Consider the following 12,639-nt stretch of genomic DNA (forward strand, 5'->3'; position numbering starts at 1 on the left):
CTTCGCCCAAATGTTGTTTTTTTCGTTTGATTTTTCAGGCGTTTAAGACTTGGAGTGGATATGGCGTCCCAAATTACAACCCCTCCTTTCTCAGAACTTGTCCGTGTTTTCACGCGTATCGGCTGCCTCAGTTTTGGCGGCCCTGTTGGGCAAATAGCGTTGATGCACCGGGAATTGGTAGAGGAGCGCAAATGGATTGACGAAGAGCAATATCTCCATGCGCTGAATTTTTGTCATTTGCTTCCCGGTCCCGAAGCGCAACAACTCGCGACTTGGATTGGCTGGCGAATGCATGGTGTCAAAGGTGGGCTTGCGGCAGGATTGCTGTTTGTTGTGCCGGGTGCTCTTATCATTCTGGCGCTGTCTATCCTCTATGCCTATGCCGCGAATCTCACATGGTTTGCGGCCCTGTTTTTAGGCATGAAGGCTGCCGTCCTGGCGATTGTGGTTCAGGCACTAATCCGCATCGGTGGACGGGCGCTGAATACAAGTTTCAAGCTGGCCATGGCGGCGGTCGCGTTTGTGGCGCTATTCTTCTTTAACCTGCCCTTTCCACTTGTTGTTTTAGGTGCTGGCCTGACCGGGATTGTGGTGGCGCAGCGGCAACCCCGGTGGCTGGCCTTGAAAACTGGACTTGCCCCGCCGGTGACAACCCCGCGTCCCTGGGGTAAAACGCTTGGAACCGTTGGAATATGGCTGACGATATGGGCCGCGCCAATGGTCGTTGTGCTACTCACCTTGGGCCAGGATCATGTGCTTTGGCAGATTGGCAGCTTCTTCTCCCAATTAGCCATCGTCACCTTTGGCGGGGCCTATGCCGTGCTCGCCTATATGGCGCAGGAGGCGGTGCAGGGTTATGGCTGGCTAAGCGCCGGGGAAATGGCGGATGGACTTGGTCTTGCCGAAACAACGCCCGGCCCGTTGATAATGGTCACCCAATTTGTCGGCTATCTGGCGGCCTTTCGTTCGCCTGAACCTTTTGCCCCGTTGATTGCCGGTATAATTGGCGCTGGCCTTACGACCTGGGTCACATTTGCCCCCTGTTTTCTGTGGATTTTCGCATTCGCCCCTTGGGTAGAGCGAATGGAAAATGCACAATGGTTAAAAGGCGGTCTGGCAACCTTAACCGCCGCGATTGTTGGCGTGATCGCTAATCTGACCATCTGGTTCGCATTGCACGTCTTGTTCGCGGGTGTCGCAGAACGGCAATTTGGCCCTGCCCGCCTATATTGGCCGGACTTATCAAGTTTCAGCAGTCAAGCCGCGCTGCTTTCGCTGCTTGCCGCGTTTCTGATTTTCCGCCTGAAATGGAATGTCATCAAGACGCTGTCCGTCACCTGCCTTACAAGTCTTGCCTGGGGCTGGATAGCGTTATAGAGGCATATTCCCTTATTTTTCAGGAGTTAATTTTGCATTGTTTTCAAGATTTTCGTTGAAGCTACTGACGATCGAATCAACAATCATCTGCACTTCTTCGTTGGCGAATTTTTCGGCGTCATTCTGGTTTGACCCATAAGAGCGTTCCGACTTAATCAATATGTCGCGATAGGCGCCACGTTCGGTCACGCAAGCCTCGTCCGCCAATTTGGTAAAGCTATTGGGTGGTGTTTTATCATCGATGGCTTTGTTGTGCGTTTCGATCATACAATTGTTGAATGCCTTGCGCGCATTATCCATCGGATCGGACTTCATAGCGGCCATGCTCAGCATAGTTGCGGCGACCAAAGTCAACATATTCATAACCCCCAGCTACATTTCAACATCGGTTCTGTGAACCTTGCGTCAAAAGCATTACCACAGGTTCCACCGGTCAATCAATGCACTTGCATCGATATCGCCAAGCTGAACAGGCCGACTTCATTCGATCAGTTTGCCACTTTTTACAACTGCATCGACCGACTCCAACTCGCGCACATTTGTTAAAGGGTTACCGTCGACCGCAATGATATCGGCATAACGTCCAACCTCGATGGCCCCGACATCTTTTTCACGGCCCAGCGCCAGTGCGCCATTGCGTGTCGCGGCTTGAATAGCTTCAAGCGGGGTCATGCCATATTCAACCATGACGCGGAATTGCTTGCCAACATCGCCGTGTGGCATCACGCCGGCGTCCGAACCAAAAACCATTTTGACCCCGGACTTATGTGCCTTACGGAAATTATCCCTTTGTATTTGAGCAACTTCCCGGTCTTTTCTAAGATTATCTTCGAGCACGCCGTTCTTCGCACCCTCCGCCTGTGTATATTCGGTGTTATAGATATCCATTGAGAACCAGACCGGACGTATCCGCGCCGCTGCAAGCTTTATGCCTTCATCATCGACCAGACTTGCGTGCTCAATGGTATCGATCCCCGCCTTGATAGCGGCCTTGATGCCGTCGCCACCATGCGCGTGTGCCGCGACCCGAAGGCCCCATTGATGCGCCTCGTCCGCAATAACGCGTAGTTCGCTCTCGGAAAGCTGCTGCTGCCCAGGTTCGGTGTTGCGGGAAAAAACGCCGCCTGTGGCACATACCTTAATAACTTCCGCGCCATATTTGCGTTGGCGCCGGACCTGATAGCGGAGTTCATCCGGGCTGTCGGCGATGCCCTCTTCCTTTTCGGCTTTTTCAAGGCTGGGTGGCAGGAAGGTAGAATCGCAATGTCCGCCAGTTGCACCGAGCGCATAACCTGCCGGAACAATGCGCGGACCCACAGCATAGCCGTTTTCAATCGCCTGTTTCAGGCCAATGTCATTTCGGTTGGCAGAACCGACATTCCGCACAGTCGTAAAACCCGCCTTTAGCATCGCATGTGCATTACCAACGGAAGCCATGCCCCAAAAGCTGTCGGTGAACTCCAACCCGCGATAGCCTCCAATGTCGGCGGGACTATCGAGATGAACATGCATATCGATCAATCCGGGCAGCAATGTCTTGCCCGACAGATTGATATGCTTGACGTCGCTGCTCCACTTCACCGTGCGCGCGTCTGCAATGCTGGATATCCGGCCGTCTTCCCCGACGAAAATCGCTGGATATTCGACGACCTTCCCGGTCAGCACATCGACCATCTTGTCAGCTGTGATGACGATATTCTGCGCGTTCGCCGCAGTGGTAAAAAGTGCGGCGCTGCAAAGCGCCAAAATCCGAGCTTTCGTCCCGAAGTTCACATTTCTTTTCATATTCTTACATCCTGCAGCAATTCGATTCTGACAAGATGGCAAAAACATGGCGCGGTGGACAGAGAAAAACGCCATCGCGCAGATTAAGGCGAGAGGACCGACGGAAAATGGGCCGTGCGCTGACGCTGGCGATAGGCAATGATCGCCGCCGCAGCCAAGGCAAAGGACGTGCCGAGCATCCAGCCACCCAGAACATCGGTCGGCCAATGGACGCCGAGCATGATCCGCGATATGCCGGTCAGGACTATCATGACGGCCGCTGCGGCCCGCCAAAGGGGATGCCGTGCCTGCGGTACGAGCATGATGAACAGGATATAGACCACGGCGGCATTGTTCGAATGACCACTGGGAAAGGCCGGACTGTGGATGATATCCAGTTGCGGCACCAGATCCGGACGGACCCGACCAAAAAATGCCTTCATGACGTCAGACGTAAAGGCGGAAACCAAGGTTGTCAGCCCCATAGCAAGCGCCGCGCCCCAGCCCCACCAGCGCCAAAGAGCCAAAGTCAGGATCGCCACAATGACATAACGCTGCGCCCCGCCCCCAATCCAGCTAACGCCCTGCATAGTCAGGATCAGCCATTCAGGGGTCACGCCACGTTGCATATTCAGCGCGTCGGAGACGGTGAGGTCGAACGCCCGAAAATGGCCATCATCCACCGCAAAGCCCAAGCCAATAACAAGGGCAAACAGCAGCAAGGCGGCGCTTAAAAGGCGGATAGGTAGCGTCAGCAAATTAGCCCTATTGTACCGTCTCGACTCTGGCAGACGGCGACATTCTACATATGCAACATTTTGCCATAAGCCCCCAGCACACTTTCGTGCATCATCTCGCTCAGGGTCGGATGGGGGAATACGGTGTGCATAAAATCGGCCTCGACCAGTTCAGCTGTTTTACCAATGGTATAGCCCTGGATCAATTCGGTCACTTCCGCGCCCACCATGTGCGCGCCCAGCAATTCGCCAGTTTTGGCGTCGAAAACGGTCTTGATGAAACCTTCTGCCTCGCCCAGCGCAATGGCTTTGCCGTTGCCGATGAAAGGGAAGTTGCCGACCTTCACGTCATAGCCGGCTTCCTTGGCCTTGGCTTCGGTCAGGCCAACGCTGGCAACCTGCGGATGGCAATAGGTGCAGCCCGGGATATTTTTCGGGTCCATGGCATGCGGATGACCTCCGGCGATCGCTTCGGCGGCAATAACGCCTTCATGGCTGGCCTTGTGCGCCAACCAAGGCGGCGCGGTCACATCGCCGATTGCCCAGATGCCCGGCACATTGGTGCGGCACATCGGGTCGGTATCGATATGGCCTTTGGTAGTCGTGATGCCCAGCGTTTCCAATCCGATATTCTCGGTATTGGGCACAATGCCAATGGCGACGATGCAGTGGGTATATTCGCCATTCACGACGGCGCCATCTTTGCCCTTGATCGCAACGGACACGCCGCTTGCCGTGGCATTCAAGCTTTCGACTCCCGCACCGGTCATGATCGTCATTCCCTGTTTTTTCAGGGACTTTTCAAGGAAAGTTGAGACATCGGCGTCTTCAACGGGAACAATGCGGTCCATCATTTCGACAACGGTCACCTCAGCGCCCATGTCATTATAGAAGCTCGCAAATTCGATACCGATGGCGCCGGAACCTATAACCAACAGTTTCGTGGGCATTTCCGGCGGCACCATTGCGTGGCGATAGGTCCAGATGCGCTTTCCGTCAGCAGGCGCAAAGGGCAAATCGCGTGCGCGTGCGCCGGTGGCGATGATGATATTCTTGGCGGTGAGTTCTTCCACCTTGCCGTCTTTGGTCACGCTTAGCTTGCCCGGTGCGGTCAGCTTGCCGTCGCCCATATGGACGGTGATCTTGTTCTTCTTCATCAGATGCGTGACGCCCTGATTGAGCTGCTTGGCTACACCGCGTGAGCGCTTCACCACCGCATCGATATCTGCGCTGATATTCGCCGCCGTCAGGCCATAGTCACCCGCATGCTGCATATAATGGTAGATTTCCGCCGACCTCAGCAATGCCTTGGTGGGAATGCAACCCCAGTTAAGGCAGATCCCGCCCAAATTCTCACGCTCGACGATGGCTGTCTTCAGACCGAGCTGCGCGGCACGGATCGCGGCGACATAGCCACCGGGGCCGGAGCCGAGGACGATAAGGTCGTAATTGCTCACAATTTAGCTCCATGCTCGTTAGCCCTCTCCCCTTGCGGGAGAGGGTTGGGTGTGGGGGCGCCGCACGTCTGTGCGGTATTATTTCGAGGCGCAGCGATAATTGCTTCTGCCACGCCTTCCATATTGTTCAAGATGTCGCCATTCCAGAAACGCAGAATGCAGAAGCCTTGACCCATTAGCCAAACATCGCGTCTGACATCGGCTTCACTTGCTACATGCTGACTGCCATCCGCTTCAACAATCAACCGATACTCAAAGCAGACAAAATCGACTATATAGCGATCATCAATTACCTGTTGTCGACGCCATCGCAACCCGTTCAGCCGCTTATCACGCAGGATATACCAAAGCTTCCGTTCGGCATCTGTGGGATTAGCGCGCATATATCTCGCACGCTTTTTCAATAGCTCATGACGGGATTGAACTTGCACCAAAGTCTTTTGCGTCGCTTGCCGCGACGCGACCCCACACCCTCCCACCGCTTCGCGGCGGGCCCCTCCCTCTCCCGCAAGGGGAGAGGGGGGCGGCGTGCCTACTTCAAAACTCAACCTTCCCGGCCCTGATAAAATAGAAATGACTCCAAAAGGGCCATTGTTAAGCCACCAACCCCAGAGGCTTCTCCACCAATTCCTTGAACACCTTCATCAGCATCGCCCCATCCGCCCCATCGATGGCGCGGTGATCGAAGCTGCCGGTGGCGCTCATGACGGTCGCAATCGCCAATGCGTCGTCGACGATATAGGGGCGCTTTTCACCTGCACCTATGGCCAGGATCATGCCTTGTGGCGGGTTGATGACGGCTTCAAACTGCTTGATACCCATCATGCCCATATTGGAGATGGACGCGGTACCGCCCTGGAATTCATGGGGTTGCAACTTGCCTTCCTTGGCCTTGGCGGCCAGCGCAGACATTTCGGTCGAAATAGCCGAAACCGACTTGTTACCGGCATCTACGATAATCGGTGTGATCAGGCCGGTCGGTATGCTGACCGCGACGCTGATATCGGCGCGGCTATACTGCAACATAGTATCGCCCGCAAAAGACACATTACAATTTGGCACCTGCATCAATGCCTTAGCCAAAGCTTTTATCAGTAGGTCATTGACCGACAATTTAATGCCCTGCCCCTCAAGCGCGGCATTTAATTCGCCCCGCAATTTCAGCAAGGCGTCAAGTCGGACATCGACCGTCAGATAGATATGCGGCACCTGTTGCTTGCTCTCGGTCAGGCGACGGGCAATAGTTTTACGCATGTTGGTCAGCTTGATCGCTTCATGCGGAATGCCATAATCGGGGACAGGAACAGGGGCCGCGGGGGCCGCAGGCGCAGAAGCAGCTTGCGGTATGGCCGCCGCAATCGGAGCAGGTCCGGCAAGGTTGCCACCTGCAGCGGCTTCGACATCATGTTTGACGATACGACCGTTCGGTCCAGTGCCGGAAATTTTTGAAAGGTCAATCGCGCGTTCATTTGCGATGCGGCGGGCGAGAGGGCTGGCCTTTATCCGGTCGTCATGGGATGGCGCGGTTGGTGCGATAGAAGCGGCAGGCGGTGCCGGCGTAGCTTGTACCGGTGCGGCAACTTCGGCCTTTGGCAATATAGGCGCGGCCTTTGGCGCAGGTGTGGAGTCATCATCTTCACCTGCAATCGTGGCGATAACCGTCCCGACCTTTACCCCATCGGTGCCCTCTGCCACCATCAATTTCGTGATAATGCCTTCATCAACCGCTTCGAATTCCATGGTTGCCTTATCGGTTTCGATTTCGGCCAACAAATCACCTGACGAAACCTTGTCCCCTTCTTTCACAAGCCATTTCGCAAGCGTACCCTCTTCCATTGTCGGGGAAAGTGCGGGCATTTTAAGTTCTATGGGCATTCGAACGGCCTTTTCTGGGTCAAGATTTCAGTTCATCGAATAGCCAAGCTTTCCCCAGCGTCAAGCGCGATAAGGTTGCCAAGGCTTCAAATTTCGCGCAGGCTATACGAATTCATAATGGCTTGAACAACAAGGACAAGCCGGGGGGTACGCATGCGGACATATTTGGTGGTCATTGACGAAACGGACGAAGCGCGGCTTGCCTTGCGGTTTGCCTCGCGCCGCGCCGCAAAAACGGGGGGCGCAGTTCATATCTTGGCGCTTGTGGAACAGGCTGATTTTGTTGCGTGGGGCGGTGTTCAGGCCACGATGGAGGCAGAAGCGCGGGTTCGGGCGGAAGAACTCGTGACCGCTGCAGCCGGATCAATATTCGAAGAATTAGGCGTGCGACCGGCCATCACCGTTAAATCAGGCGACGCCATTGAAGTTGTAAAAGCGATGCTAGCCGAACATCCCGAAATAGCCGCGCTTGTGCTGGGGTCGGCGGCTCAAGGTGCGCCAGGGCCACTCATCGCACATTTTACCGGTATTAACGCGGGAACTTTGCCCTGCCCGGTAATGGTGATTCCCGGGTCACTCAGTGATAAAGGTTTGGATGACCTTAGTTAGGCCGAGAACGCAAATTTGGGATCGTGATTAAGCTACGGGCTATCGCTTCTTTCCCTGATGCCGGATATTCTGGGGGCGTCCACGTTTTCCTGTGTCAAATTTGCGCGGCTTACCCTTGTGCCTCGGCCGATCAGAGGCATAGCTGCCGCCTTCGGGCAATTCGAAGCGCAGCGACCCCGACACGGGATTGGCCTCGGCCAGCCGCAGTTCAAGACGCATGCCGGGCCGGAATTCCTGCCGTGTCTTTTCACCGATCAGGGTCTGGCTCGCCTCGTCATAATGGAAATAGTCCTTGCCTAGAGTTGATACAGGCACCAAGCCATCGCCGCCAACCCCTTCAACTGTTGCGAAAAATCCGAAATTCTGCACGCCGGTGATGCGCGCCTGCACAATTTCCCCAACATGTGCCGACAGATAGGCGGCGATGTAGCGGTCGGTGGTCTCGCGCTCGGCTTCCATGGCACGGCGTTCGGTGCGGCTGATTGCTTCGGCCGTGGCGCCAAGCTTGGCGACCGCAACATCGGTCAAGCCGGTCATCGGCTCCACATCATTCAGCTTCGGCTTTGGCATTTCCAGGCCATAAGCGCTGACAAGCGCGCGGTGGACGATCAGGTCGGCATAGCGACGAATGGGCGAGGTAAAGTGGGCATAACTGCCAAGCGACAGGCCGAAATGGCCGACATTTGTCGGACCGTAATAGGCCTGGGTCTGGCTCCTAAGCACTGCTTCCATAATTTGTGGGCGGATTTCCTCGTCGATGACCTTGCTCAGGATCATATTGAACGTCTCAGGCTTGATGACTTGGCCCAGCGCGAAATCAATGTCGAAGGTCTGCAGATATTCCTTGAGAGCGACCAGCTTTTCGCGGCTCGGCGGTTCGTGCGCGCGGTAGATGAGCGGCGATTTCTTTGCCTCCAGCGCTTTTGCGGCGGCGACATTTGCGGCGATCATGAAATCTTCGACCAACCGGTGCGCCTCCAGTTGCTCACGCTCCGCAACGCCCGTGACGCGCCCCTGCTCGTCGAGCGTGATCCGCTTTTCCGGTAGGTTCAGTTCCAGCGGCGCGCGCTTGCTCCTTGCCCGCGCCAGCAACCGCCAGCACGCCCAAAGCGGCTTGAGCGCGGTCTCCAGCAGGGGATTTTCCATCTTTCCATCTATTGCCGCCTGCGCGTCGGGATAGGGAATATTGGCGGAAATCCGGGCCACAGCGCGGGCAAAACGCCATGACGTCACTTGTCCGGTCTTGCCGATCGCCAGATGGCAAGCAATCACCGCCCGATCTTCCCCTGCCCGTAATGAGCATTTGTCGGAGGACAAGGCGTGGGGGAGCATCGGGACCACGAGGTCCGGGAAGTAAACACTATTTCCGCGTTTGACGGCTTCGCGGTCGAGCGCGCTGCCGGGGCGGACATAATAGCTGACATCGGCAATGGCGACGATGGCATCAAAGCCGCCTGTCTCCGCATTGGGCGCTGCCCAAATGGCATCATCGAAATCGCGGGCGTCGCGTGGGTCGATCGCGATGATCGGTAAATGCCGCAAATCTTCGCGATGGTCCGCGGTGACCGGCAAGCGGCTGACCAAAGCGGCCTCCACTTCGGCATTTTCCGGCATTTCAAAAGGAATGCCATATTTGTGGATCGCAATCAGGCTAAAGCTTTTCGGCGCAAAGGGATCGCCGAGCACTTGGGTCACCCGCGCCGACTTGCGTTGTGCGTTACCGGTAAGCTCTGCCAGGACCAGATCACCGGCCTTCGCATCCCCAACCTCACCAATGGGCGTGTCGAAACGCGCCTTTTTATCTACGGATTTCAGCCAGAAACGGCCATTGTCGCCACTTTCGACCACGCCCAATATCTGCTCGCTTCCCTTGGCGAGCTTTTTCATGACGTGCGCCGTCCAGCCGTTGCCGCGCTCTTCGGTGCGGGCAAGGATCCGGTCGCCTATTCCAAGCGCCCCACGCTTTCCCTTGGCCTCCACAACACGGATTTTGGGGATCGGGATGCCCTCGGCTTCCCAATGTTCGGGAACAGCAACAGGCTGGTTGCCATCAATGCCGACGATTTTGAGAACCGTAACCTTGGGTACGCCGCCCATCTTATGAAATGCGCGACCCGGTGCCATATCGATTAGCCCTTCGTCGGTCATATCCTTCAGCAGCGCCTTGAGCGCGATTTTCTCATTCCCACGCAACCCGAATTCACGCGCAATTTCACGCTTTCCGGCAGGTTCGTTTGACGATTGGATAAACGCCATGATCTGGTCGCGGGTTGGAAGACCGAAGGGCTGAGCCTTCTTCACAGTGAATGCACGATGTCATTGTTCGCGCGAAGACGCGAAGACGCGAAGTCTCTATGATTGTCACGGTGCATGCCGAATGCAATATCGACAACTATAGCCGATAACTCTTCCACATTCGGCATCAGTCAAAATCCTTCGTGTCTTCGCGTCTTCGAGCGAACAAAATGTCGAACCCTAATAAGTCCGCCCGATCAAAATCCGCTCGACCGCTGGCTCTCCGGTAAAGAAACATGAGCCAACTACAGGAGCTGCATCAAGCGGGCTGTTACGCATGGTCAGTTTCAGAGCTTTCAACTGCTCGACAATCTGATCGAGCACAGCACCCGTCGGCCGTGCCCATTGCACTTCGACCCATCCGGCAAATCCGGCTTCATCGCCCGCAAAATGGGTGGCGAGGTCGGTCACATCGCGGCGGATATTGGCGTCCATGCGGGCCTTCGCCTCCGCATAAAGCGTGGCCTGAATATCTTCGATCATTGCAACAGCGCCGCTGACAAATTCAGCTCGTGGCGTGAAGGCTGTGGCGAGCTTGCCATCGTCCTTGTACAGCCGGTCACGCCGTAAAACCGCTGCTTTCCCCTCGGAGACATCGCGAGGACCGACTTCGACAACGATCGGCGCACCCTTTTTGACCCAGGACCAGCGTTTGTTGGACGCCTTGGTCGCTTTGGTGTCGAGCAATACACGAAGTGGCTCACCGAACGCCGAAAGCGCCAGCAATTCGGTACGCAGGGCGCGGCAATATTCTAAAACCGCCTCGTCATCCTCATTGTCGCGCAGCATCGGAATGATGATAATCTGGTGCGGTGCAATCTGGGGCGGACAGCGCAAGCCGTCATCGTCGCCATGGGTCATGATGACCCCGCCAATTAAACGCGTCGAGACACCCCAGCTGGTGGTGTGTGCATATTGCTGGCTGCCCTCTTTGTCCTGATACCGGATCCCTGAAGATTCCGCAAAGCCGGTGCCGAGATAATGCGACGTTCCGGCCTGCAGGGCTTTGCCATCCTGCATCATTGCTTCGATCGAATAGGTTGCGACGGCGCCTGGAAATCGCTCATTTTCGGGCTTTTCGCCCGCCATAACAGGCATGGCAAGTGGACCTTCGGCAAAAACGCGGTACATTTCGAGCGCGCGCATGGTTTCCTTAAGGGCATCTGCCCTGTCGACATGGGCCGTGTGCCCTTCCTGCCATAAAAATTCACTGGTGCGTAAAAACATGCGAGTCCGCATTTCCCAGCGCACGACATTTGCCCATTGGTTCACCATCAAAGGTAAATCGCGCCAGCTTTGGGCCCACCGGCTCATCGCGGCACCGATTACCGTTTCTGATGTAGGGCGAACGACCAATGGTTCTTCCAGCTTGGATTCAGGGTCGGGAATCAGCTTCCCTTTACCGTCACTGACCAGCCTGTGATGCGTTACGACCGCCATTTCCTTGGCGAAACCCTCGACATGGTCCGCTTCCTTTTCAAAAAAAGATAGCGGGATGAACAGCGGAAAATAGCAATTGTCGACCCCGGCAGCCTTGATTTGCGCGTCCATCAACTTTTGAATGCGCTCCCAAATGCCATATCCCCATGGCCGGATCACCATGCACCCGCGCACACCAGATTCTTCGGCAAGATCGGCTTCTGAAATAACTTCCTGATACCAGCTGGCAAAGTTTTGCGCGCGGGTGACGTTTAATGCATTTTTTGTCAAAACAATATCCGCTATTTATTTGAATTATTTATATTTATATTAAGAAGACAGCTTATCGATCTTCGCCTGCAAAGCCGCCATTTGCTGTTTCAATTCGGCAAGGCTCTCCGATTTTTCAGGCTTTTTACCTGTCAAATTGGGCATGAGCGCTTCCCTGGCAGAACGCATGAATTCGATATTTTGTTTTGCGATATGTCCAAACGGCCCCGACGTTATCGCTGTTTCAATAACTTCCTGAACCTGCTTCTGGTTCTTCCGGAAATTATCCATGGAACTTTCCAGAAATTGCGGAACCATTCCCTGCATGGAATCGCCATACATTGAAATAAGCTGCCGCAAAAAACCGACGGGCAACATTTGTTGACCGCTATTTTCCTCCTCCATGATGATCTGGGTCAATACACCATGCGTGATGTCATCATTGGTTTTTGCATCCAATACCTTGAAATCTATATCTTTTCGAGTCAACTCGGCAAGGAAATCAAGTGTTATATATTTGGATGACTGTGTATTATACAGTCGCCGATTGGCGTATTTTTTGATGATGATCGGGCCGTCCCCGCTTTTACTGGCTGCGCGTGCCATGAACCATGTTCCTTTCGGGATTAACCTCCATCCACTAGCACTAGATTATCCTGCACTGCAACATAGATGGCGTATCCTAATCAGGTTTCACGAATCGGTATCGCCGAGCCTGATGAAAGCTTGTCACTGAATTGACATAAAACATGACATGGAAGCGGGAATTAGGATGCCCGCCCCATCGGAACAAGGCGATCAATCGAAAAAACTTGTATGAAAGTTATCACTAGCGC

11 protein-coding genes are annotated in these 12,639 nt (G+C 54.9%); 2 read left to right on the top strand and 9 right to left on the bottom strand.

Annotation, left to right across the window (positions count from 1 at the left end; translation table 11 throughout):
• The first annotated feature begins 60 nt into the window (after positions 1–60).
• The gene (gene chrA, locus EUU23_RS04375; protein ID WP_160352873.1) at positions 61–1,377 is read left to right on the top strand and encodes a chromate efflux transporter; all 1,317 of its coding nucleotides are present in this window, start codon (positions 61–63) and stop codon (positions 1,375–1,377) included.
• Positions 1,378–1,389: 12 nt separating this feature from the next.
• Here chrA and EUU23_RS04380 read toward each other — a convergent pair whose 3' ends face one another.
• From EUU23_RS04380 to EUU23_RS04405, 6 genes are all read right to left on the bottom strand, one after another.
• Positions 1,390–1,740, bottom strand: coding sequence for a hypothetical protein (locus EUU23_RS04380; RefSeq protein WP_160352874.1), 351 nt, complete (start codon positions 1,738–1,740; stop codon positions 1,390–1,392).
• A gap of 117 nt (positions 1,741–1,857) precedes the next feature.
• Positions 1,858–3,162: a Xaa-Pro dipeptidase gene (locus EUU23_RS04385; protein WP_179956506.1), complete on the bottom strand. Its 1,305-nt coding sequence runs from the start codon at positions 3,160–3,162 to the stop codon at positions 1,858–1,860.
• 83 nt (positions 3,163–3,245) lie between these two features.
• On the bottom strand, positions 3,246–3,899 hold the full coding sequence (locus EUU23_RS04390; RefSeq protein WP_160352875.1) for a phosphatase PAP2 family protein: 654 nt from the start codon (positions 3,897–3,899) through the stop codon (positions 3,246–3,248).
• Positions 3,900–3,943: 44 nt separating this feature from the next.
• Entirely contained in the window at positions 3,944–5,338 is a 1,395-nt protein-coding gene (gene lpdA / locus EUU23_RS04395) for a dihydrolipoyl dehydrogenase (protein WP_160353529.1), read from the bottom strand.
• Positions 5,332–5,814 carry an endonuclease domain-containing protein gene (locus tag EUU23_RS04400; RefSeq protein WP_343032693.1) on the bottom strand — a complete coding sequence of 161 codons (483 nt, stop codon included), beginning with the start codon at positions 5,812–5,814 and terminating at the stop codon, positions 5,332–5,334. Before EUU23_RS04400 ends, lpdA begins: the two co-directional genes overlap by 7 nt.
• A 115-nt stretch (positions 5,815–5,929) precedes the next feature.
• On the bottom strand, positions 5,930–7,210 hold the full coding sequence (locus tag EUU23_RS04405; RefSeq protein ID WP_160352877.1) for a pyruvate dehydrogenase complex dihydrolipoamide acetyltransferase: 1,281 nt from the start codon (positions 7,208–7,210) through the stop codon (positions 5,930–5,932).
• 153 nt (positions 7,211–7,363) lie between these two features.
• Here EUU23_RS04405 and EUU23_RS04410 point away from each other — a divergent pair, with 153 nt between their 5' ends.
• Entirely contained in the window at positions 7,364–7,819 is a 456-nt protein-coding gene (locus tag EUU23_RS04410) for a universal stress protein (RefSeq protein WP_160352878.1), read from the top strand.
• 39 nt (positions 7,820–7,858) lie between these two features.
• On the opposite strand, the gene rnr is transcribed toward EUU23_RS04410, so the two are convergent.
• The 3 genes from rnr to phaR form a co-directional block, all read right to left on the bottom strand.
• Positions 7,859–10,120: a ribonuclease R gene (gene rnr, locus EUU23_RS04415; protein WP_343032676.1), complete on the bottom strand. Its 2,262-nt coding sequence runs from the start codon at positions 10,118–10,120 to the stop codon at positions 7,859–7,861.
• A gap of 174 nt (positions 10,121–10,294) precedes the next feature.
• The gene (gene proS / locus EUU23_RS04420) at positions 10,295–11,824 is read right to left on the bottom strand and encodes a proline--tRNA ligase (RefSeq protein ID WP_218939498.1); all 1,530 of its coding nucleotides are present in this window, start codon (positions 11,822–11,824) and stop codon (positions 10,295–10,297) included.
• A 39-nt stretch (positions 11,825–11,863) separates the two neighbouring features.
• On the bottom strand, positions 11,864–12,409 hold the full coding sequence (phaR, locus tag EUU23_RS04425) for a polyhydroxyalkanoate synthesis repressor PhaR (protein ID WP_160352879.1): 546 nt from the start codon (positions 12,407–12,409) through the stop codon (positions 11,864–11,866).
• Between the last annotated feature and the right edge of the window lie 230 nt (positions 12,410–12,639).

The sequence above is a fragment of the Sphingorhabdus profundilacus genome, from assembly GCF_009769755.1.
Classification (GTDB): Bacteria; Pseudomonadota; Alphaproteobacteria; order Sphingomonadales; family Sphingomonadaceae; genus Sphingorhabdus_B; species Sphingorhabdus_B profundilacus.